This window comes from Streptomyces sp. SudanB182_2057, assembly GCF_964272715.1.
In the GTDB taxonomy this organism is placed as follows: Bacteria; Actinomycetota; Actinomycetes; order Streptomycetales; family Streptomycetaceae; genus Streptomyces; species Streptomyces rubradiris.
In genome coordinates this window covers 6,524,438-6,544,531 of record NZ_OZ186798.1, presented here as the reverse complement: position 1 = coordinate 6,544,531, position 20,094 = coordinate 6,524,438, and the positions used below count along the sequence as shown (strand labels likewise).

The window sequence follows — 20,094 nt, the reverse complement described above, 5'->3', positions numbered from 1 at the left end:
ACTGATCGTCGCATTCACCCGTCTCAGCGCGTCTCGTACGACTGCCCGATTGTCGCGGCGTGCGCCCCGGCCCGGGGAGGGCGCGGGGCGCACGCCGCGACGCGCCGATGAAGCCTCACGAGGCGTCGATGAACCGGTCTAGCACCCGCACGCCGAACTGGAGCCCGTCGACCGGCACCCGCTCGTCCACGCCGTGGAACATGCCGGCGAAGTCCAGCTCCGGCGGCAGCTTCAGCGGGGCGAAGCCGAAGCCGCGGATGCCGAGGTCGTCGAAGGACTTGGCGTCGGTGCCGCCGGAGAGCATGTACGGGATCGCCTTGGCGGTCGGGTCCTCGGCGAGCAGCGCGGACTGCATGGCCGCCACCAGGGGTCCGTCGAAGCCGGTCTCCAGCGCCTTGTCGGAGTGCACGTCCTCGCGGCGGACGTTCGGGCCGAGCAGCCGGTCGAGGTCGGCGAGGAACTCCTCCTCGTGACCGGGCAGGAACCGCCCGTCGATGTGGGCGGTGGCCTCGCCCGGGATGACGTTGACCTTGTAGCCGGCGTTCAGCTGGGTGGGGTTGGCGGTGTTGCTCAGGGTCGCGCCGATCAGCTTGGCGATGCCGCCGAGCTTGGCGACGGTGGCCTCCATGTCCTCCGGGTCCAGCTCGGTGCCGAGCGCGTCGCCCAGCTCGTCGAGGAAGGCCCGGGTGGTCTTGGTGACCCGCACCGGGAACTTGTGCCGGCCGACCCGGGCCACGGCCTCCGACAGCTCGGTGATGGCGTTGTCACGGTGGATCATCGACCCGTGCCCGGCGGTGCCGGCCACGGTCAGCTTCATCCAGTGCATGCCCTTCTCGGCCGTCTGGATCAGATAGAGCCGCCGCTCGTCGTCGACGGTGAAGGAGAAGCCGCCGACCTCGCTGATGGCCTCGGTGACGCCCTCGAACAGCTCGGGGTGGTGGTCGACCAGGTAGCGGGCGCCGTAGGTGCCGCCCGCCTCCTCGTCGGCGAGGAAGGCGACCACGATGTCCCGCGGGGGGCGGCGCCCGCTGCGCAGCCGGTCGCGGACCACCGCCAGCGTCATGGCGTCCATGTCCTTCATGTCGACGGCGCCGCGCCCCCATACGCAGCCGTCGGCGATCTCCCCGGAGAACGGGTCGTGGGTCCAGTCGACGGCGTTGGCCGGTACGACGTCCAGGTGGCCGTGGATGAGCAGCGCGGGCCGGGACGGGTCCTCGCCCTCGATCCGGGCCACCGTGGAGGCGCGGCCGGGGTGCGACTCGTAGATCTTCGGCTCCAGCCCGACCTCGGCGAGCTTCTCGGCGACCCATTCGGCGGCCTTGCGCTCGCCGGGGCCGGAGTGGTCGCCGTAGTTGCTGGTGTCGAACCGGATCAGCTCGCGGCAGAGGTCCACGACCTCGTCCTCGCCGGTGACGGTCCTGGCCGTGCCCGTCTCGCTCACGATGCTTCCTCCCGCTGTCGCTGCTGGTGGTCCCCCTCATCCTCTCTCCGCTCCCGCCCCGGGCCCAAGACCGGGCCCCGCCTGTGACACGCCGTTCACGCGCGCCCGGCCCCGGGACCGGGGGGTGATCGGACACCCCCGAAAGCCTGGTAATGTTTCCTTCGTCGCCGCGAGGGAAACCCCGCCGAAAGGGAAGATCTCGCACGACAGACACCTTGTCCGGGTGGCGGAATGGCAGACGCGCTAGCTTGAGGTGCTAGTGCCCTTTATCGGGCGTGGGGGTTCAAGTCCCCCCTCGGACACCGGCGAAAGACCCCAGTCGATCTGGGGTCTTTCTGTTTCTCCGGCTGTGACGTGACCCACCGCGTGACCGACGGCCGGGCGGGCTTCCCGCCCGGCCCGCGCGGCGGACCGGGCGGCGGCAGAGGATCAACCCGCCGCGGCGGTCGGGAGTCCTCCTGGATACCGGATCCGGCCAGGGATGGGAACCTCACATGACCGCGTACGCCTTACCCCGCACTCTGATCGCCGTGGCTCTGGCGGCCGCGGTCGCCGCGACCGCGGCCGCCCCGGCCTCCGCGGCACCGCGCGCCGCCTCACACCGCTCCCCTCACTCCGCGACGCGGGACGCCCTCGACGCGATCACCCGCGCGGGAACGCCCGGTGTCCTGGCCCGGACCGACCGCGCGGGCGAGGTCTGGCACGGCGCTTCCGGTGTGGCGGATCTTCGCACCGGCCGCCCGCGCCTGCCGCGGGACCGGTTCCGCATCGGCAGTCTGACCAAGCCCTTCATCGCCACCGTCGTGCTCCAGCTCGCCGCCGAGCCCGGGTACGGCCTGTCGATCGACGACACGGTGGACGAGTGGCTGCCCGGCCTGGTGCGCGGAAACGACAACGACGGGCGCCGGATCACCCTGCGCCAGCTCCTTCAGCACACCAGCGGGCTGTACGACTACATCGACGACGACGGATTCCGCGCCAGGTTCACCGGGCCGGCGTTCCTCTCCCACCGGTACGACGGTGCCACGCCGGAGGAACTGGTGCGGACCGCCCTCGCCCACAAGCCGCTCTTCGGCCCCGGCGACGGCTGGTCCTACTCCAACACCAACTACATCCTGGCCGGCATGATCATCGAGAAGGCCACGGGCAACAGCTACGCCTCCGAAGTGGAGCGGCGCGTCATCAGGCCCCTCGGCCTGCGCGGGACCACGGTCCCCGGCACGTCGTCGTCGGTGCCCGGCCCGCATGGGCGGCACTACTCCAGGCTCTACGTGGACGACCCCGCCGCCCGGGTCCACGACGTCACCGACTTCGACCCTTCGGTGTCCGGAGCCTCCGGCGAGATGATCTCCACCACCCGCGACCTGAACGTCTTCGTCCGTGCCCTCCTGCGCGGCGAGCTCCTCCCCCCGGCCCAGCAGCGGGAGATGTTCACCGGCCACGACCTGGGGGACGGGCGGTCGTACGGCCTCGGGATCAGGTCACAGACGCTCAAGGCATGCGGGGTGAAGGTCTGGGGACACTCGAGCGAGATCCCCGGCTCCCTGACCCGGACGGCGGCCACCGCCGACGGCGAGCACGTCATCACGCTCAACCGCAACAGCGACTGGGGCGATCCGGCACTGGAACAGGCGGCCGTCGAAGCGGAGATCTGCGGCTGACCCGGCACCGTCCGCTCCGGCGGCCGGTCTCAGTGCAGTGGCCGTACCGTCAGCGTGCCGTCGGGGCCGTGGTCGACGCGGGTGGCGTGGGGGCGGGCGTGGGTGTCCAGGGCCGTGCGCAGCCAGGCGGTCTCTTCCGCGGTGGTGTGCTCCAGGCGCATCCGGCGGGGCCGCAGCGGCACCAGCCGCGCCTCGGTCAGCCGGCCGGTGCCGGGGTCGACCGACACGAGGTTCAGCAGCCGCAGGTCGTCGCGGTAGCTCTCGTAGCCGCTGATGCCCTCGTAGTCGTTGACGAGGTCGCCGCAGCCGTACAGGACCAGCCGGTCCCGGTAGATCTCCGGCGCGCGCGGGTGGTGCGAGGAGTGGCCGTGGACGATGTCGGCGCCCGCGTCGACGAGCGCGTGGGCGAAGCGGACCTCGTCGCGGGTGACGGGGTAGCCCCAGTTGGCCCCCCAGTGGACGGAGGCGACGACGATGTCCCCGGGCCGCCTGTGCCGCCGCAGGCGGTCGGCGAAGTCCAGGGCGACGGCCGCGGTCGGCCCGGCGGCGAAGGCGACTCCGGGCCGTTCGGCGGTGGCGGCCCAGCCGTGCGGGATGAAGCTGGAGGGCATGCCGAAGGCGAGGACCAGGACGCGTCCGCCGGTGCGCAGCGGCACGGCCGCGGGCCGCCACGCGGCGGCCGCGTCCGGGCCGGCGCCGGCGGTGCGCAGTCCGGCGGCGGTGAGGAAGTGCAGGGTGTCGGCGAGGCCGGCGGGGCCGAAGTCGAGGACGTGGTTGTTGGCGAGGACGCAGACGTCGGGGCGGACGGCGGTGAGGCAGGGCAGGTTGGCCGGGTGCATCCGGTAGTGGATGGCCTTGCCGGGGACGAAGTCGCCGCCGGCGGTGACGGCGGTCTCCAGGTTGATCACCCGGACATCGGGCGCGGCGCGCTCCAGGACGGGCAGGGCCTCGCCCCAGGGCCAGGCGGGGTCCACGGGCCGGGGCACCGGGCCGTTCACGGCCTCGGCCAGGGCGACGTAGTCCCGGGCGTCGTGGACGTACTCCTCCCGCAGGGCCGGGTCGCCCGGGTGCGCGAGGATCTGGTCGATGCCCCGGCCGAGCATGACGTCCCCGGCGAGGAACAGGGTGACGTCCTCGGGCATGGCCGCCGCCCGGCCCTCCGGCATGGTCGCCTCCTGATCCTCGGGCACGGTCCCCGCCTATACGTGCGCGGGTGCCATGTGGTCGGTGAACCAGGCGCACGCCAGCTCGGTGACCTGCTCCAGGGTGCCGGGCTCCTCGAAGAGGTGGGTGGCGCGGGGGACGACCGCCAGCCGGTTCTCGCAGCGCAGCCGGGCCTGCGCGTCCCGGTTGAGGTCGAGCACCATCGGGTCGGCGCCGCCGACGATGAGCAGGGTGGGTGCCGTCACCTCGGGCAGCCGGGCCCCGGCGAGGTCGGGCCGGCCGCCGCGGGAGACCACGGCGGCGGGCCGCGCGGCGGGGTCGGCGGCGGCCCACAGGGCGGCGGCGGCGCCGGTGCTGGCGCCGAAGTAGCCGACGGCGAGGCCCTCGGTGTCGGGTTCCTCGCGCAGCCAGGCGGTGGCGTCCAGCAGCCGGCCGGCCAGCAGCCCGATGTCGAAGACGTTGTCCCGGTCGGCCTCCTCCGCGTCGGTGAGCAGGTCGAACAGCAGGGTGCCGAGCCCGGCGCGGTGCAGTCCCGCGGCGACGAACCGGTTGCGCGGGCTGTGCCGGCTGCTGCCGCTGCCGTGGGCGAAGACCACGACGCCGGTGGCGCCGTCGGGCACGGTGAGCCGTCCGCCGAGCCGGACGGCTCCGGCGGTCACCGTGACCTCCCGGGCGCCGGACGCGGCGCCCGCGGTGTGCCGGTGGCGCTCGGCGGCCCGCCGCAGGCAGGCGGTGACCTCCTCGTCCTCGACCTGGGTGAAGTCGGTGTAGAACTGGCCGACGGCGGCGAAGTCCCAGGGGGTGTCCAGGCACACCAGGTCGTCGGCGTCCTCGCCGAGGCGGCGGGCGAAGTCGCGGGGGGCGACCGGGACGGCCAGCACGATGCGGGCCGCGCCCCGGGCACGGGCGACGCGGCAGGCGACCCGGGCGGTGGAGCCGGTGGCGACGCCGTCGTCCACGACCACGGCGGTCCGGCCGCCGACCGGGGACGGGGAGGTCGCGCCCCGGTAGCGCGCGCCGCGCTCGGCGAGGACGCGGCGCTCCCGTTCCTCGACCGCCGCGAGGTCGTCCGGTCCGACGCCGGTGGCGCGCAGCACCTCCCGGTTGATCACCCGGACGCCGTCCTCGCCGATCGCGCCCATGCCCAGCTCGGGCTGGTAGGGCACGCCGAGTTTGCGCACCAGCAGGACGTCCAGGGGCGCGTCCAGCGCCTCGGCGACGGCCGCGGCGACCGGTACCCCGCCCCGGGGCAGTCCGAGCACCACCACGTCCTGGCCCCTGAGGTACTCCAGGCGCTCCCCCAGCAGCCGTCCGGCTTCCGGGCGGTTCGCGAAACGCACGGCGGCACTCCTTCCTTCACTCGCGGGGCAGCCAGAGCGGGGCCGGGCCGTCCGTGTCGGCCGCCCCGGTGGCCTTCATGTCGCCGTCGGCGGCGCGCAGCAGCATGCGGCCCATGGCGATCAGGGCGCGCCCGGCGGCCAGTTCGTCGCCGATCTCCGGCATCGCCCGGTCGCCGGGGCTGCGGCGGGCCCCGGCGTGGCTCTCCAGGACGTTGTCCCCGGTGTCCAGGACGATCCGGGCCGTGGTGTCCGGGTCGTGCTCGGACAGGTACACGTTCAGCCGCCATTCCTTGACGGCGGGAGGCCGGCTGCTCACGGGTCCGGTCATCCTCGACCTCACCTCCCTGTGCGCCGGTGTGCGGTCCGGCTCTTCCACTGTGCACCCGGCCCCTGCCGGGCGCCTCCGCTGCCCCGGGCACAATGGGCGCCATGTCCTCGCGCACCTGCCCCTGCGGGCTCCCCCGGTCCTACGACGCCTGCTGCGGCCGCTTCCACACGGGGCGGGCCGCCGCGCCGACCGCGGAGCTGCTGATGCGCTCGCGGTACAGCGCGTTCGTCAAGGGGGACGCCGCGTATCTGCTGCGCACCTGGCATCCGCGGACCCGGCCGCAGCGGCTGGACCTCGACCCGGGGATGAGGTGGACGGGGCTCGAGATCCTGGACACGGCCGACGGGTCGGCGTTCCACACCACGGGCACGGTGGAGTTCCGCGCCTCCTACCGGGGCGGCGCGCTGCGCGAGCGGAGCCGGTTCGAGCGGGTGGCCGGCGCGTGGGTGTACGTGGACGGGGAGTTCCCGCAGGAGTTTGACGACAGGACCTAGCCGGACCCGCGAGGCGCCGTCGCTCAGGGGGCCAGGACGTCCAGTTCCTGGAGGGCGCCCTCGGTGATCTCGCGGGTCAGTTCCTCGGCGCGGGCCGCGTCCCGGGCGCGGACGGCTTCGGCGAGCCGTACGTGCAGGGTGACGGCGGCCGGGTCGGGGTCCTCGAACATGACCTCGTGCCGGGTGCGGCCGGTCAGCACCTCCGCGACGACATCGCCGAGTCGGGCGAACATCTCGTTGCCGGAGGCGGTGAGGATGACGCGGTGGAAGGCCACGTCGTGGAACAGGTACTCCTGGAGCCGGTGGCCGCGTGAGTGGGCCACCATGCCGAGGGCGCACTCGGTGAGTTCGGCGCACTGCTCGGCCGTGGCGTGCCGGGCGGCCAGGCCCGCCGCGACGGGTTCGACGGCGGAGCGCAGCACGGTGAGCGAGCGCAGCTGGTGGGGGCGGTCGGCGCCGGCCAGCCGCCAGCGGATGACCTGCGGGTCGTAGACGTTCCACTCGGCCTTGGGGCGGACCGTGACGCCCACCCGGCGGCGGGACTCGACCAGGTGCATGGACTCCAGTACGCGGACCGCCTCGCGCATCACCGAGCGGGACACCTCGAAGCGCTGTGCCAGCTGGTCGGTCCGCAGGACGCTGCCCGGCGGGTACTCGCCGGACGTGATGGCGGGGCCGAGGGTGTCCAGTACATGGCCGTGCAGCCCCCGGCCCCGTGTGCTCATGCACTCAGCGTACGGCCTGGATCACAGCCATAAAAAGTCAGACTTATACGTCACACTCTCTTGAATTCGTCGTACCTAATGGGTTTCAGTGTGGCGACGCCGCAGTGGCGTCGGATGTCGAGGAAGACAGCGAGGCAGTAATGCGAACCCCCCAGGTCGTCGTCGTGATGGGCGTCGCGGGGACGGGCAAGACCACGATCGGTCCCTTGCTCGCCGCGCGGCTGGGCGTCCCGTACGCCGAGGGCGACGACTTCCACCCGCAGGCCAACATCGACAAGATGTCGGCCGGGATCCCGCTCGACGACGCCGACCGGTGGCCGTGGCTGGACGCCATCGGGCACTGGGCGCACGGCAGGGCCGGACTGGGCGGGGTGGTCAGCAGCTCCGCGCTGAAGCGGGTCTACCGCGACCGGCTGCGGGCCGTGGCGCCCGGGATCGTGTTCCTGCACCTGACCGGCGACCGCCGGCTGATCGAGGAGCGGATGTCCCGGCGGCAGGGCCACTTCATGCCGACCGCGCTGCTGGACTCCCAGTTCGCCACCCTCCAGCCGCTCCAGCCGGACGAGGCGGGAGTCGCCGTGGACGTCAGCGGCGGCCCCGAGGAGATCACCGAGCGTGCCGTACGGGCCCTCTCGGCGCTTCCCGACACCGCGGGCAGCTCTCCCCAGCGCCCCCAGTAATCCCCCGTAACCGCAAGGAACCCCCGTGACCAGACTCAGCGTCGAGATGCTGGCAGCGGACGCCCCTCCGCCGATCACCTCCGCCGGGCACGCCCAGCTGGGCATCGCCGTCCTGGTGGGCATCGCCGTCATCGTCCTGCTCATCACCAAGTTCAAGCTCCATGCCTTCCTGGCGCTGACCATCGGGTCGCTGGCGCTCGGGGCGGCCGCCGGGGCGCCGCTCGACAAGGCCATCACCAGCTTCACCAACGGGCTCGGCTCCACGGTGGCCGGCGTGGGCGTCCTGATCGCGCTCGGGGCGATCCTGGGCAAGCTGCTCGCCGACTCCGGCGGCGCGGACCAGATCGTCGACACGATCCTGGCCAAGGCCGGCGGGCGGGCGATGCCGTGGGCGATGGTGCTGATCGCCTCCGTGGTCGGTCTGCCCCTGTTCTTCGAGGTCGGCATCGTCCTGCTGATCCCGGTCGTGCTGATGGTCGCCAAGCGCGGCAACTACTCCCTGATGCGCATCGGCATCCCGGCGCTGGCCGGCCTGTCCGTGATGCACGGTCTGATCCCGCCGCACCCCGGCCCGCTGGTCGCCATCGACGCGGTCAAGGCCAACCTGGGCGTGACCCTGGCCCTCGGCATCGTGGTCGCCATCCCGACCGTGATCATCGCCGGTCCGCTGTTCTCCAAGGTCGCGGCCCGCTGGGTGGACGTGCCCGCCCCCGACCGGATGCTGCCGCAGCGCGCCTCGGAGCAGCTCGAGCGCCGCCCGGGCTTCGGCCCGACGCTCGCCACCGTGCTGCTGCCGGTGGTGCTGATGCTGGCCAAGGCGCTGGTGGACATCGTCGTCGACGACCCCGCGGACCACACCCAGCGCGTCTTCGACGTCGTCGGCTCCCCGCTGGTCGCCCTGCTCGCCGCGGTGATCGTCGGCTTCTTCACGCTGGGCCGGCCCGCCGGGTTCACCCGGGACCGGCTCCAGCAGACCGTGGAGAAGGGCCTCATGCCCATCGCCGGCATCCTGCTGATCGTCGGCGCGGGCGGCGGCTTCAAGCAGACGCTGATCGACTCCGGCGTGGGCCAGATGATCCTGGACATCTCCGAGGACTGGTCGATCCCGGCGCTGCTGCTGGCCTGGCTGATCGCGGTGGCGATCCGGCTGGCGACCGGCTCGGCCACGGTGGCGACGGTCTCGGCGGCCGGCCTGGTGGCGCCGCTCGCGGCCGACATGTCGACCACCCACACGGCCCTGCTGGTCCTCGCCATCGGCGCCGGCTCGCTCTTCTTCAGCCATGTCAACGACGCCGGTTTCTGGCTGGTGAAGGAGTACTTCGGGCTGAACGTCGGGCAGACCGTCAAGACCTGGTCGCTGATGGAGACGATCATCTCGGTGGTCGCGGGCGCCTTGGTGCTGCTGCTGTCCCTGATCATCTAGGGCCGCGGCGCGCGGCTCCGCCACGGCGAAACCGGCCCGTCCGGCCGAGGGCTTCCCCTCGGCCGGACGGGCCGGTTTCGCCGTTCCGGGCGCCGTCAGCCGGGCCCGAGCGCGCGGGCGCGGGCCGCGCGGAAGGCCGCGAGCGGGTCGTGGTGGGCGTAGGCCCAGGGCGCCGGGGTGGCGTGGTCGCCGATGCGCTGGAACAGGGCCGCCGCCTCGGCCGGGCGGCCGGCGCGGGACAGGGCGAACGCCAGGTGGTTGAGGTCGATCAGGCGGCGCGGGTGTTCGTCGTGCTCCCACTCCAGCCACCAGTCGAAACAGGCGCCCAGCACGCGCCGGGCCCGGGGGCCGGACCAGTGCCGGGAGGCGGCCGGGTCGGCGGGGCCGAGGCCGGAGGCGGCGAGGACCCGGTACCGCTCGGCGTAGGCGACCACCGGCAGCACGGCCAGCGGGGAGTCGGCGGGGGCCTCGGCGGCGGCCAGCTCGGCGGCGTCGTACACCTCGTGGGTCTCGGCGCTGCCGCACCCGGGCCGTTCGGCGAGGCAGGCGATCAGCAGGTGGTGGGCGTGGTGGTGCTCGGGGTGGCGGCGGCGCAGCTCGGTGAAGGCGTCGAGCAGGGCGCGCTCCGGGCCGAGGGCGCGGGCCAGCAGGAGCAGGCCGAGCCAGGGCGTGGGGTCGGCCGGGGCGAGGGCGGCGGCCGTGGCGCAGGAGTCGCGGGCCCGGCCGGGCTCCTCCTCGCCGCGTACGGCCCGGTGGACGAGGGCCAGGGCCAGCAGGGTGGCGGCGTCGGCCGAGCCGGGCTCGGCGGCCAGCCAGTCGGCCGCCCACGCGGTGGCACGGGGGTCCTGGGCGAGGACGGTGAGGCGGTGGCCGCGGCGGTCCCAGTCGTCGCCGGTGTGCACCAGCAGGGAGCGGGCGGTCTGTCGCCGGCCCTGGGCCAGCGCCGCACGGGCGGTGCGCAGTTCGGCGTCGTCGAGAGCGGCGTCGAAGGCGTCGCGGGCACCGGGGGCGAGGACGTCGCAGGCGCCGGGTGCTAGGGCGTCGCGGGCACCGGGGGCGAGGGTGTCGCGGGGGCCGGCGGCGGGGGCGACGGACGGGTCCGTCGCGGCCCGGCGCGGGCCGAGCAGAGGCGGGGAAGGGGGCACCGCGGGGCTTCCTGTTTCTCGGGCTGCCATCGACCGATCACGCACAGCAAACCCCCCGCCAACGGTCGCGTCAAGCGGATCTATGCTGTTCATCCCTTCAACTTCCCTGTCCGGAGGGGTACTTGAGTCGGCGCGGCGCAGGTGGGGCCCGTCGCGGGTGTGAACGCGGGGTCATTCCTGTGGCGTATGCCATGCCCGCCTGCCCGGCCGTACCGGGCCGTACGCCCCGGGATCCGAGGTGCGGATGTGGCGCACGCCATGGCGCGCCGCACTTGAGTCGCGGACCATGGCCCGCGACCGTCCGGTTCCGCGTCCTTCCGGGGCATCGCCGTTCCGGTGGCGCTACAGTCGGCCACTGCACGCCCGTGGTCCGGCCGGATGATCGAGGTACACAGCGTGTCCGTTCTGGTTCTGCTTCTCGCCGTGGGCGCGGCCTGCTGCCTCGGCTTCGGATTCGTCCTCCAGCAGAACGCGGCGCGGCAGGCGCCGCTCGGCGACTTCCTCTCCTTCCGGCTGCTGCTCGACCTGATGCGGATCCCGCGCTGGCGGGGCGGCCTCGCGCTGATGGTGGCCGGCATGGTGCTGGGCGCCATCGCCCTCGGCAAGGGCGAGATCTCGCTGGTGGAACCGCTGCTCGCGACCAACCTGCTGTTCGCCCTCGCCCTCTCCCGGCACCAGACCGGACAGCCGCTCGGCCGTCAGGGCTGGGCCGGACTGCTGCTGCTCGCGGGCGGGGTGAGCGCGTTCATCCTGGCGGGCGAGCCGCGCGCCGGCACGGCCGTCACCGATCCGCTGCGGCACTGGCTGATCATCGGCGCGGTGGTGGGCGCGGCCCTGCTGATGACGATGTACGCCAAGCGCTCCCGGCTGAGCGGCGGCCCGGTGCTGCTGGCGCTCGCGGCCGGGCTGCTGTACGGCGTCCAGGACGCGCTGACCCGGGTGAGCGGCACCCGCTTCTCCGACGGCGGCCTGACCGGACTGCTCACCGGCTGGCAGCCGTACGGCGTGGTGGTCTGCGGGGTCACCGGACTGGTCCTGGTGCAGAGCGCGTTCGAGACGGCGCCGCTGCGCATGTCGCTGCCCGCGCTGACCGCGGCCGAGCCGCTCGCCGGGATCCTGTGCGGGGTGGGCTTCCTCGGGGACCGGCTGCGCACCGACACCGGGGCGCTGGCGTGGGAGGCGGCCGGGCTCGCGGCCGTGGTGGCGGGCATCGTGCTGCTGGGGCTGCACCCGGCGATGCCGTGCGGCGCGGACGGGACGGAGCGGGGCGCGTCGGACCTCCAGCGCCGCTGACCCGGCACCCGGCACCCGGCACCCGGCCCCGCCCGGTACGGGTCCTGCTTGGATGAAGGACATGAATCCCGCTGACGAGATCCTCGACATCGTCGACGAGCACGACCGGGTCGTCGACCGGCGCCCGCGCGGCGAGGCGTACGCCCTCGGGCTGCGCCACCGCTGCGTGTTCGTCCAGGCCCGGGACGCGGCCGGCCGGCTGTTCGTGCACCGGCGCACGGCGACCAAGCTGGTGTTCCCCTCCCTGTACGACATGTTCGTCGGCGGGGTCGTCGGCGCGGGCGAGTCCTACGACGACGCGGCGCTGCGCGAGGCCGAGGAGGAGCTGGGCGTGAGCGGACTGCCGCGCCCCGCCCGCCTGTTCAAGTTCCTCTACGACGACGGCGCCGGGAACAGCTGGTGGTCGGCGGTGTACGAGGTGCGCTGCGACCTGCCCGTGCGTCCGCAGGGGGAGGAGGTGCAGTGGCACGCCTTCCTGCCCGAGGAGGAGGTCGAGCGGCGGCTCGGCACCTGGGAGTGGGTGCCGGACGGGCTGGCGGCCTACGAGCGGCTGCGGGCGTTCCGGGCGGGCGGGTGACCGCCCGGTAGGGTCGGCCGGGTGAGCGAATTCGTACGGAACATCCGGCTGTGGTTCGCGCCGGAGCGGGTGCGGGAGGAGGGCGGCACGCCCGACTACCGGTTCTCGCTGGCGAACGAACGCACCTTCCTCGCCTGGCTGCGCACCGCGCTGGCGCTGATCGGCGGCGGGTTCGCGGTGGACCAGTTCCTGCCCGATCTGCGCTGGGCCTGGCGGGTCGGGCTGGCGCTCGCGCTGCTCGCGGCCGGGGTGCTGTGCTCGCTGCGGGCGGTGAACCACTGGGTGCGCTGCGAGCGGGCGATGCGGCGCGGCGAGGACCTGCCCGCCTCCCGGTTCCCGGTGCTGCTGAGCCTGGTCGTGGCGGTGGTGGCGGTCGCGATGGTCGTGGTCGTGCTGGTGGGGTGGGAGGGGTGACGGCCGGGGCGGAGAGCGCGGGCCGGGACCCCGGCCTCCAGCCCGAGCGCACCCGGCTGGCCTGGCGGCGTACGACGCTGTCGGCCGCCGTGGCCACCGTGCTGGCCCTGAAGGCCGCGCTGCACGGGGGGCCGTCGGCGGCCGGGGTCCTGGCGAGCGCGGTGTGCTGCGCGCTGTGGCTGGCCTTCCTCGGGGTCGCCCACTCCCGGGTCCGCGCCCTGGCCACGACGCCCCGCCCGTCGGCGCTCGCCCCCCGCCAGGCGACGGCGGCGGTGCTGTGCGCCCTCGCGCTGGCGGTGTGCGCGGCGGTGCTGGTGCTGTAGCCGCGCGCGTCGGTGGCCCCGGGACTCCCCTCCCCCGCGTGTCAGCGGTCGCGGAAGGCGAGGGCGACGAACTGGGTGGCCTCGTCCTCGGCGAAGTTGTCGTCGCTGACCAGGAGCAGGGTCCGTTCGCCGCTGGGCAGCCTGGGGCCCCAGGTCAGGCCCTCGGTGTTGACGACGGTGCTCAGCCCCAGGTCGTGGAAGTCGGCGACCAGCCTCTTGCGCATCGGCACGACCGCCCGGCCGGACAGGGAGGACATGCGCCGCACGTCGGTCGCGCCGCGCGTGGTGGCGTCGAAGACACGGATCTTGTATCCGGCTCCGGCCACCCAGGTGCGTTCGAGGACCAGGTAGCGGTCGGGGTCGTCGGGGAAGGCGAGGATCGCGGGCACGCCGGTGTCCGGGGCCCACGGGCTGGACGGGTCGGACGCGGTGAAGATCCTCTCCAGCGGGTAGGCGAACTGCCGCAGCACCGCGCCGTCGCGGTTCTGCCGGGTCACCCGGACCAGGGCGCCGTGCCGCAGGTCGGGTTCCGGGCCGTCCTGGATCAGCGGGCCCTCCAGGGCGCTGGTGAACGTGGCGCCCCGGGCGCCGAACGTGATGGCCTCCACCCCCTTGTTCCGCCGCGGCCCCCGCTCCTCCCGCGTGTACTGATAGTTGGCCGGCAGCCGGAACCGGCCGTGGTAGGCACCTCCGGGCCCGGCGATCCCGACGGACTGCTGGATCAGCGGGTCGCCCGCCGACGCCGGCCGGTCCCCCTCCTGCGACCACCAGTACCGGCAGCTGCGCGGGTCGACCCGCAGTTCCTCCGGGTCCACGGCCTTGCCGTCGCGGGCGCTCGCCGGCGGGTGGACCGAGCCGTCCGGCTGCCGCAGCGGGTGGGTGCCGGTGAAGTCGACGGAGCGCACGCCGGTGCCGTCCACGGCGATCCTGGCGGTGTAGAAACGGGCGGGCTGGAGCACCGAGCGGTCGTCGCTGATCATGACGTACTCGCCGGTGCAGGGGTTGCGGTCGATGCCGGACAGTCCGCCGACGGTGGTGCCGCGGAAGGCGAGTTTGTGCGGGACGATCCGCTCCCCCAGCAACCGCGCGTGCCCGCCGGTCCCGGGCGCCTTGGTGTCGTCGGCCGGCCGGGCCGCCGCCGCGGGCGCCATCGTCGTGACCATCATGAGCGCCACGGCGCACGCGCGGCGGATCAAGGAAGTTCGCATGGGGTCGATCTTGGACCGGCGCACGCCCCCGGCGCAGTTACCCGTTCGTGTGAACCTCGGTCACCCCGGTCCCCGCGACGGAGCGAACATCCCGTACAACTCTGTAGTTATCGCACCGCAGTTGACGCCCTGTGGGGAACGTCCTACGTACGGACCTCCGCGGGCCCCCGGTCCACGGTCACCACGATCTTGCCCCGGGTGTGGCCCTCCTGGTTCAGCCGGTGGGCGTCCGCCGTGCGCTCCAGCGGGAAGGTCCGCTGGACATGGACGGAGAGGACGCCCTGGTCCGCCCACTCCGACAGGCGCGCCAGGTCCTCGGGGTCCGGGCGGACGAAGACGTACCGGCCGCCGTACTCGCGTACCTCCGGGTCGGTGATCGAGGCGAGCCGGCCCTCCGGGGCGAGGAGGCCCGCGGAGACCGTGAGCGTGTCGCCGCCGACGGTGTCGAAGATCGCGTCGACCCCCTCGGGGGCGAGCCCGCGCACCCGTTCCGCCAGTCCCTCGCCGTAGGCCACGGGCTCGCCGCCCAGGGTGCGGACGTAGTCGTGGTTGGCCTCGCCGGCCGTGCCGAGGACGCGGGCGCCGAGGTGGGCGGCGATCTGGACGGCGAGGGAGCCGACGCCGCCGGCCGCGGCGTGCACCAGGACGGTTTCGCCCCGCTTGACCTGGAGTGCCTTGACCAGCACCTGGTAGGCGGTGAGGCCGGCCAGCGGGAGCCCGGCGGCCTCCTCGAAGGACAGGGTGCGCGGCTTGCGGGCCAGGGTGCGTACCGGCGCGGCCACGTACTCGGCGCAGGTGCCCCGGGAGAGGAAGTCCTCGCGGACGTAGCCGATGACCTCGTCCCCGGGGGCGTACTCGGTGACGGCGGCGCCGGGGCGGACGACCACGCCGCTGACGTCCCAGCCGGGGACCACCGGGAAGACGGCGTCCAGCACCGGATCGAGGTAGCCCTCGCGGCACTTCCAGTCGACCGGGTTGACGGCCGCCGCGCGCACCTCGACCAGCACCTGGTCGGGACCGACCTTGGGGTCCCGCAGCTCGCCGTACTCCAGCACCTCGGGTCCGCCGTAGCGGCGGTAGCTGATGCCCTTCATGCCCTCGACCCTCCGGGGTACTCGTGCGCCACGCAACCGGGACGCCCCGTCGCCGGCACCCGTACCCCGGAGGTGAGCGCCATGACCACCCTCCACCACGAACACACCGCCCACGGGTCGCACCGTCACGGGCCGGTCTGCGGGCACTGCGCGGTGCCGCACGGCGACCACGTGGACTACGTGCACGACGGGCATCTGCACCAGGAGCACGCGGGCCACTGGGACGAGTGCGAGCCGGCCGGGCACTCGGTCCACCGGGACCACGCGCACGTGCACCACGAGGAGTGCGGGCACGCGCAGGTGCCGCACGGCGACCACGTCGACTACCTGCACGGCGGCCACCGGCACGCCGAGCACGGGGACCACTGGGACGACCACTGACCGCACCGGACCCCGCCCGCGGAGGCCGTGGGCCTATCGTGGGCCGTGTCACGTTCGGCGTGATCTTCGCTCCTGCTCTGGACGGCATACCGACCGGTCGGCATCATGAGTCGGGTCCTGTTCACCCGTCCCTAGGAGTGATGTATGAGCGCCGACCACCCGCCCGGGCTGGACCTGGACCGGCTGCGCGCCCTGCTCGACCGCGAGCGTCCCGGTCTGGTGCGCGGTCCGCTGACCGGACGGCTGATCGAGGGCGGACGGTCGAACCTCACCTACGCGCTCTACGACGACCACTCGAAGTGGGTCGTCCGCCGGCCCCCGCTCGGCCATGTGCTGGCCACCGCGCACGACATGAGACGCGAACACCGGGTCATCAGCGCCCTGCACCCGACCCGGGTGCCGGTCCCGCGCCCGGTGCTGCTGTGCGAGGACGAGGAGGTGCTCGGGGCCCCGTTCTACGTGATGGAGTTCGTCGAGGGCACCCCGTACCGCACCGCCGGCCAGCTCGCCCCGCTCGGCCCGGAACGCACCCGGGACGCGGTGCTGTCCCTGGTGGACACGCTGGTCGAGCTGCACGCCGTGGACCCGGGTGAGGTGGGCCTCGCGGACTTCGGCCGCCCGGAGGGCTTCCTGGACCGGCAGCTGCGCCGCTGGGGCAAGCAGCTGGACGCCTCCCGCAACCGCGACCTGGCGGGCATCGACGAGCTGCACGCGGCGCTCGGCCGCGCCCTGCCCGCCTCCCCCGCCCCGGCCGTCGTGCACGGCGACTACCGCCTGGACAACGTCCTGATCGGCGACGACGACAGGATCAGGGCGATCCTCGACTGGGAGATGTCCACGCTCGGCGACCCGCTGACCGACCTCGGCCTGCTGGTGATGTACAGCCGGCCGCTGGGCATGCCCGACTCCCCCGTCTCCACCACCGCCGAGGCCCCCGGGCACCCCTCGCCCCGCGAGCTGGTCGAGCGGTACGCCGAGCGCTCGGGGCGGGACGTGTCGGCCGTCTCCTGGTACGAGGCGTTCGCCTGGTTCAAGCTCGCCGTGATCCTGGAGGGCATCCACTACCGGTACACGCTCGGCCAGACGGTCGGCCACGGCTTCGACCGCATCGGCGACCTCGTCCCCGTCTTCATCCGCCACGGACTGACCACCCTTCAGGAAGGCTGACCGCACATGGACTTCGCGTTCGACGCGCGTACGGAAGAACTGCGCGCCCGGCTGCTCGCCTTCATGGACGAGTACGTGTACCCGGCCGAGGCGGTCGCCGAGGAGCAGCGGGCCGCGCTCGCCTCGCCGTGGGACACCCCGGCCGTGGTGGCGGAGCTGAAGGCCGAGGCACGCCGGCAGGGCCTGTGGAACCTCTTCCTGCCGGACACCGGGTACGGCGCCGGTCTGACCAACCTCCAGTACGCGCCGCTGGCCGAGATCACCGGCCGGTCCCCGCACCTCGCGCCCACCGCGACCAACTGCGCGGCGCCCGACACCGGGAACATGGAGGTGCTGGCGCAGTTCGGCACCGAGGAGCAGAAGAAGCGGTGGCTGGAGCCGCTGCTGGCCGGGGAGATCCGCTCGGCGTTCGCGATGACCGAGCCGGACGTGGCCTCCTCGGACGCCACGAACATCACCACGCACATCGAGCGGGACGGCGACGAGTACGTCATCACCGGCCGCAAGTGGTACATCTCCGGCGCGATGAACCCGGACTGCGCGATCTTCATCGTGATGGGCAAGACCGACCCGGACGGCGCCGACATCCGCCGCCAGCAGTCGATGGTCCTGGTCCCCCGCGACACCCCGGGCGTCACCGTGAAGCGGGCCATGCAGGTGTTCGGCTACGAGGACCACTCGCACGGCGGCCACGCCGAAGTGGTCTTCGACCGGGTACGGGTCCCGGTGACCAACCTCGTCGGCGAGGAGGGCGGCGGCTTCGCCATCGCCCAGGCCCGGCTCGGCCCCGGCCGGATCCACCACTGCATGCGGCTGATCGGCATGGCCGAGCGGGCGATCGAGCTGATGTGCCGGCGGGCGGTGTCCCGTACGGCGTTCGGCAAGGCGCTGGCCCAGCAGGGCGTCGTGCGGAACTGGATCGCCGACGCCCGGGTCACCGTGGAGCAGTTGCGGCTGCTGGTGCTGAAGACGGCCTGGCTGATGGACACCGTCGGCAACAAGGGCGCGCACACCGAGATCCAGGCCATCAAGATCGCCACACCGCGCGCGGTGGTCGGCATCCTGGACCGGGCGATCCAGCTGCACGGCGCGGGCGGGGTGAGCCAGGACTTCCCGCTGGCCGAGCTGTACGCCAGCGCCCGCACGCTGATGCTCGCCGACGGCCCGGACGAGGTGCACCAGCGGTCGCTGGCGCGCCGGGAGCTGAAGAAGTACCTCTGAGTCCCGCGCCGGGCGCGTGCCGCCGTACCCCCGTGGAGCACGCGCCCGGTCTGCCGAACCCTGCCCCCTGAGCAAACGCTCGGTCTGCCGGAGCCCTGCCCCCCTGAGCACATGCCCGGTCCATGACGCCGTAGCCCATTGAGCGCGCGCCCGGTGTGTGGTGTCGTACCTCTTCCGGGAGTGGCCGGGATCCGGCCGCCGGCGTGTCGAGGGGGAAGCGTGACCGAGTCACGGGAGCACGCGGAGTGGGGCCCGGCCGCCGGGCCCGGGGTGACCCTGGAGCGGCTGCTGTCGGTCGTGGGCCCGGGGGCCCTGGAGCTGGACACGGCGCCCGGCGGCCTGGCCGCGGCCGTCGGCGGCGTCACCCTGCTCGATGTGCTGGCCCCCGAGGTCCGGCCCGGGGAGCTGGTGCTCGCCGTCGGTGTCGCCGCCGGGTCGGCCCAGGCGGTGGACATCGTGCGCCGGGCCGGTGCCGCCGGCGCCTGCGGGGTGGTCTTCGGCCCGGAACGCCCCGAGGGGAGCCTCGGTGTCCTGCGCTCGGCGGCCCACGAGGCCGGTACGGCGCTGCTGTTCCGCACCTGGTACCGGTGGGAGGAACTGGTGGCGGCGCTCCGGGCCGGGCTCGCCGCGGCGGGGGTGCCGCCGTTACCCGCCGCCCGAGGCCTGGCGCTGGGCGATCTCGACGGGCTGGCCGACGCGGTGGCCGCCCTGGTCGGCGGCTCGGTGACCATCGAGGACACCGAGTCGCGGGTGCTGGCGTACTCCTCGACGGAGGAGAACGTGGACGAGATGCGCCGGCTGACCATCCTCGGGCGGCGCGTGCCCGCCTGGCGGGTGGCCGCGATGCGCGACGCCGGGTTCTTCCGCGCCCTGTGGACCACGGACGACGTGCTGCACCGGCGCGCCCAGGGCGACAACCCCGAGCGGCTGGTGTGCGCCGTCCGGGCGGGCGGCGAGGTGCTGGGCTCCGTCTGGGTGGCGGCGGTCGCGGGCCGGCCGCTGTCCCCGAACGCGGCTCAGGCGCTGCGTGCCGCGTCCCGGGCCGCCGCCCCGCGCCTGCTCCACCAGCGCACCCGCGGCGCGGACAGCCGGCTGGTGGAGGACGCGGCGCGCGCCCTGCTGGAGGAGCGCGGCTCGGCCGAGGTGCTGGCCGAGCGGGCCGCGCTGCCGGCCCGGGAGCCCTGCGCGGTGCTGGCGGTGGGCGTGGCGACCGGGGAACAGGGGCCGGCCGGTGAGCCGTCCCGGATGTACGCGCTGCTCGCCCTGCACTGCGCGGCCCTCGGCCACCGGATCGTGGTCGTGCCGGCGGGCGGCCGGGCGCTGGTGCTGGTCGGCGCGCTGGACCGGGACGAGGAGCGGGCCCGGGAGCGGATGACGGCGCTCGGCGCCTCGCTGACCGCCCGCCTGTCGGCGGCGTCCGGCGCGCCGGTGCGGGCCGGGCTGGGCGAGGTGGTGCCGGCGCTGGCGGGGGCCGCGCGGTCGCGCCGCAGCGCCGAACAGGCGCTGAAGGCTCTGGTCCGGACCGGGGACGGGCGGGCCGTGGCGTGGGTGGAGGACGTGGCCGACACCATCGGCGTCCTGCACGTGCTGGAGGCGCTGCGGGACCTGGAGCTGCCGCCGGGGACCTCGGTGGCGCGGCTGGCCGCGTTCGACGCCGGGCACGCGGGCAGCCGGCTGGTGGAGACACTGCGGGCCTATCTGGACCACTTCGGCGATGTGCCGGCCGCCGCGCGCAGCCTCTCGCTGCACCCGAACACCATGCGGTACCGGCTGGGCCGGATCACGGCCGTGTCGGGGCTGGACCTCGGCAGTCCGGACGCCCGGCTGCTGGCGCAGCTGCAACTGCGCCTCGGCCTCGGGGACGGGGAGCGGCGCGGCACCCCGGACCCCTGAGGCGCCGTTCGTGCGCCCGCACCACCGAAGGGTCCGTTCCTCGTCGCCGCGCACGAAGCGGGCGCGCGCCGGGGTGGGAACCCCCGGTGCGGGCCCGGCCGGGGCGGGTATGCCTGTGCGCA

At 74.2% G+C, this 20,094-nt stretch carries 20 protein-coding genes and 1 tRNA gene; 13 read left to right on the top strand and 8 right to left on the bottom strand.

Annotated features, from left to right (window positions below):
* Positions 1-115: 115 nt before the first annotated feature.
* Positions 116-1,441, bottom strand: coding sequence for a M20/M25/M40 family metallo-hydrolase (locus ACSURM_RS29055; RefSeq protein ID WP_436958753.1), 1,326 nt, complete (start codon positions 1,439-1,441; stop codon positions 116-118).
* 217 nt (positions 1,442-1,658) lie between these two features.
* On the opposite strand from ACSURM_RS29055, the gene ACSURM_RS29050 reads away from it, so the two are divergent.
* Positions 1,659-1,743 (top strand) — tRNA-Leu (locus ACSURM_RS29050).
* A gap of 192 nt (positions 1,744-1,935) precedes the next feature.
* On the top strand, positions 1,936-3,102 hold the full coding sequence (locus ACSURM_RS29045) for a serine hydrolase domain-containing protein (RefSeq protein ID WP_436958752.1): 1,167 nt from the start codon (positions 1,936-1,938) through the stop codon (positions 3,100-3,102).
* Between the two features lie 29 nt (positions 3,103-3,131).
* Here the strand turns inward: ACSURM_RS29045 and ACSURM_RS29040 are convergent, their stop codons facing one another.
* From ACSURM_RS29040 to ACSURM_RS29030, 3 genes are read right to left on the bottom strand one after another with little or no spacing between them, the layout of a single operon-like run.
* The gene (locus ACSURM_RS29040) at positions 3,132-4,244 is read right to left on the bottom strand and encodes a CapA family protein (RefSeq protein WP_436961205.1); all 1,113 of its coding nucleotides are present in this window, start codon (positions 4,242-4,244) and stop codon (positions 3,132-3,134) included.
* Positions 4,245-4,301: 57 nt separating this feature from the next.
* Complete coding sequence (locus ACSURM_RS29035; protein ID WP_436958751.1) at positions 4,302-5,606, bottom strand: phosphoribosyltransferase family protein; 1,305 nt, start codon at positions 5,604-5,606, stop codon at positions 4,302-4,304.
* Between the two features lie 16 nt (positions 5,607-5,622).
* Positions 5,623-5,934 (bottom strand): dsRBD fold-containing protein, encoded by a 312-nt coding sequence (locus tag ACSURM_RS29030; protein ID WP_436958750.1) that lies wholly within the window; start codon positions 5,932-5,934, stop codon positions 5,623-5,625.
* Positions 5,935-6,026: 92 nt separating this feature from the next.
* Between ACSURM_RS29030 and ACSURM_RS29025 the strand changes: the two genes are divergently transcribed.
* On the top strand, positions 6,027-6,428 hold the full coding sequence (locus tag ACSURM_RS29025; RefSeq protein WP_436958749.1) for a YchJ family protein: 402 nt from the start codon (positions 6,027-6,029) through the stop codon (positions 6,426-6,428).
* A 23-nt stretch (positions 6,429-6,451) separates the two neighbouring features.
* Here the strand turns inward: ACSURM_RS29025 and ACSURM_RS29020 are convergent, their stop codons facing one another.
* Positions 6,452-7,153: a FadR/GntR family transcriptional regulator gene (locus tag ACSURM_RS29020; protein ID WP_436958748.1), complete on the bottom strand. Its 702-nt coding sequence runs from the start codon at positions 7,151-7,153 to the stop codon at positions 6,452-6,454.
* 140 nt (positions 7,154-7,293) lie between these two features.
* On the opposite strand from ACSURM_RS29020, the gene ACSURM_RS29015 reads away from it, so the two are divergent.
* Both ACSURM_RS29015 and ACSURM_RS29010 read left to right on the top strand, forming a co-directional pair.
* Entirely contained in the window at positions 7,294-7,833 is a 540-nt protein-coding gene (locus tag ACSURM_RS29015; protein WP_436958747.1) for a gluconokinase, read from the top strand.
* 25 nt (positions 7,834-7,858) lie between these two features.
* Positions 7,859-9,256: a GntP family permease gene (locus ACSURM_RS29010; protein ID WP_436958746.1), complete on the top strand. Its 1,398-nt coding sequence runs from the start codon at positions 7,859-7,861 to the stop codon at positions 9,254-9,256.
* A gap of 95 nt (positions 9,257-9,351) precedes the next feature.
* Here ACSURM_RS29010 and ACSURM_RS29005 read toward each other — a convergent pair whose 3' ends face one another.
* Entirely contained in the window at positions 9,352-10,401 is a 1,050-nt protein-coding gene (locus tag ACSURM_RS29005) for a hypothetical protein (protein WP_436958745.1), read from the bottom strand.
* A gap of 396 nt (positions 10,402-10,797) precedes the next feature.
* Here ACSURM_RS29005 and ACSURM_RS29000 point away from each other — a divergent pair, with 396 nt between their 5' ends.
* The 4 genes from ACSURM_RS29000 (at position 10,798) to ACSURM_RS28985 (ending at position 13,008) form a co-directional block, all read left to right on the top strand.
* Positions 10,798-11,694 carry a DMT family transporter gene (locus ACSURM_RS29000; protein ID WP_436958744.1) on the top strand — a complete coding sequence of 299 codons (897 nt, stop codon included), beginning with the start codon at positions 10,798-10,800 and terminating at the stop codon, positions 11,692-11,694.
* A gap of 61 nt (positions 11,695-11,755) precedes the next feature.
* Positions 11,756-12,271: an NUDIX hydrolase gene (locus ACSURM_RS28995; RefSeq protein WP_436958743.1), complete on the top strand. Its 516-nt coding sequence runs from the start codon at positions 11,756-11,758 to the stop codon at positions 12,269-12,271.
* A 21-nt stretch (positions 12,272-12,292) separates the two neighbouring features.
* Positions 12,293-12,685: a YidH family protein gene (locus tag ACSURM_RS28990; RefSeq protein WP_189996126.1), complete on the top strand. Its 393-nt coding sequence runs from the start codon at positions 12,293-12,295 to the stop codon at positions 12,683-12,685.
* Positions 12,682-13,008, top strand: coding sequence for a DUF202 domain-containing protein (locus ACSURM_RS28985; protein ID WP_436958742.1), 327 nt, complete (start codon positions 12,682-12,684; stop codon positions 13,006-13,008). Before ACSURM_RS28990 ends, ACSURM_RS28985 begins: the two co-directional genes overlap by 4 nt.
* A 41-nt stretch (positions 13,009-13,049) precedes the next feature.
* Here the strand turns inward: ACSURM_RS28985 and ACSURM_RS28980 are convergent, their stop codons facing one another.
* Together ACSURM_RS28980 and ACSURM_RS28975 are read right to left on the bottom strand one after the other, a co-directional pair.
* Positions 13,050-14,216, bottom strand: a complete 1,167-nt coding sequence (locus ACSURM_RS28980; protein ID WP_436958741.1) for an esterase-like activity of phytase family protein — start codon at positions 14,214-14,216, stop codon at positions 13,050-13,052.
* Between the two features lie 143 nt (positions 14,217-14,359).
* Positions 14,360-15,310: an NADP-dependent oxidoreductase gene (locus tag ACSURM_RS28975; protein WP_436958740.1), complete on the bottom strand. Its 951-nt coding sequence runs from the start codon at positions 15,308-15,310 to the stop codon at positions 14,360-14,362.
* 81 nt (positions 15,311-15,391) lie between these two features.
* Here ACSURM_RS28975 and ACSURM_RS28970 point away from each other — a divergent pair, with 81 nt between their 5' ends.
* The 4 genes from ACSURM_RS28970 (at position 15,392) to ACSURM_RS28955 (ending at position 19,972) form a co-directional block, all read left to right on the top strand.
* Positions 15,392-15,691, top strand: a complete 300-nt coding sequence (locus ACSURM_RS28970) for a hypothetical protein (protein WP_436958739.1) — start codon at positions 15,392-15,394, stop codon at positions 15,689-15,691.
* Between the two features lie 144 nt (positions 15,692-15,835).
* Positions 15,836-16,858: a phosphotransferase family protein gene (locus ACSURM_RS28965; RefSeq protein WP_436958737.1), complete on the top strand. Its 1,023-nt coding sequence runs from the start codon at positions 15,836-15,838 to the stop codon at positions 16,856-16,858.
* Between the two features lie 6 nt (positions 16,859-16,864).
* Positions 16,865-18,079 carry an acyl-CoA dehydrogenase family protein gene (locus ACSURM_RS28960; RefSeq protein WP_436958736.1) on the top strand — a complete coding sequence of 405 codons (1,215 nt, stop codon included), beginning with the start codon at positions 16,865-16,867 and terminating at the stop codon, positions 18,077-18,079.
* Between the two features lie 219 nt (positions 18,080-18,298).
* Positions 18,299-19,972, top strand: a complete 1,674-nt coding sequence (locus ACSURM_RS28955; protein WP_436958735.1) for a PucR family transcriptional regulator — start codon at positions 18,299-18,301, stop codon at positions 19,970-19,972.
* Positions 19,973-20,094 lie beyond the last annotated feature (122 nt).

Coding starts and splice junctions, on each gene's coding strand:
- ACSURM_RS28965 (WP_436958737.1), top strand. CDS start 15,836: ATGAGCGCCGACCACCCGCCCGGGCTGGACCTGGACCGGCTGCGCGCC.
- ACSURM_RS28970 (WP_436958739.1), top strand. CDS start 15,392: ATGACCACCCTCCACCACGAACACACCGCCCACGGGTCGCACCGTCAC.
- ACSURM_RS29015 (WP_436958747.1), top strand. CDS start 7,294: ATGCGAACCCCCCAGGTCGTCGTCGTGATGGGCGTCGCGGGGACGGGC.
- ACSURM_RS28980 (WP_436958741.1), bottom strand. CDS start 14,216: ATGCGAACTTCCTTGATCCGCCGCGCGTGCGCCGTGGCGCTCATGATG.
- ACSURM_RS28995 (WP_436958743.1), top strand. CDS start 11,756: ATGAATCCCGCTGACGAGATCCTCGACATCGTCGACGAGCACGACCGG.
- ACSURM_RS29030 (WP_436958750.1), bottom strand. CDS start 5,934: ATGACCGGACCCGTGAGCAGCCGGCCTCCCGCCGTCAAGGAATGGCGG.
- ACSURM_RS29025 (WP_436958749.1), top strand. CDS start 6,027: ATGGGCGCCATGTCCTCGCGCACCTGCCCCTGCGGGCTCCCCCGGTCC.
- ACSURM_RS28960 (WP_436958736.1), top strand. CDS start 16,865: ATGGACTTCGCGTTCGACGCGCGTACGGAAGAACTGCGCGCCCGGCTG.
- ACSURM_RS29045 (WP_436958752.1), top strand. CDS start 1,936: ATGACCGCGTACGCCTTACCCCGCACTCTGATCGCCGTGGCTCTGGCG.
- ACSURM_RS29040 (WP_436961205.1), bottom strand. CDS start 4,244: ATGCCCGAGGACGTCACCCTGTTCCTCGCCGGGGACGTCATGCTCGGC.
- ACSURM_RS28975 (WP_436958740.1), bottom strand. CDS start 15,310: ATGAAGGGCATCAGCTACCGCCGCTACGGCGGACCCGAGGTGCTGGAG.
- ACSURM_RS29020 (WP_436958748.1), bottom strand. CDS start 7,153: ATGAGCACACGGGGCCGGGGGCTGCACGGCCATGTACTGGACACCCTC.